The organism is Bradyrhizobium sp. NBAIM08, from assembly GCF_020193935.1.
Classification (GTDB): Bacteria; Pseudomonadota; Alphaproteobacteria; order Rhizobiales; family Xanthobacteraceae; genus Bradyrhizobium; species Bradyrhizobium yuanmingense.
The window spans coordinates 1-426 of the sequence record NZ_JADYVR010000630.1 but is presented as its reverse complement, the minus strand read 5'-3'; the positions used below and the strand labels follow the sequence as shown (position 1 = coordinate 426).

Genomic DNA, 426 nt, shown 5'->3' with positions numbered 1-426 from the left:
GTGGGACTTCATCACGGACACGCTGGGCGACATTGACTGGGCAGGAATCGGGGCGTCGATCCTGACCGGGATTACGACGGCGATCAGTAACCTCGGCGATCTGGCATGGATGTTGTACGACCACGGGTGGCAATTGCTCAATGGGTTGGGGAACGGCATCGCGGATGCGTGGTCGGCGATTCAGTCATGGGTGACCGGGTTGCCGGGGAGAATCCTGCTGGCGATGGGCAGCTTGGTGTTGACGCTGTACACCCACGGGTGGCAGCTGATCAACGGACTTGGTGATGGTATTGCCGATGCGTGGTCGGCGATCAACTCGGCGCTTGGCGGGATACCGGGGAGAATCCTGACCGCCATTGGCGACTTCGCGATGATGCTGTACGACCACGGTTGGCGGCTGATCAATGGGCTTGGCGAGGGGATTGC

The 426-nt window shown here is 61.0% G+C and carries 1 protein-coding gene; it reads left to right on the top strand.

The features are described from left to right. Positions 1-426: hypothetical protein (locus I6F37_RS41295; protein WP_225154564.1), on the top strand; the 426-nt coding region annotated here is incomplete at both ends.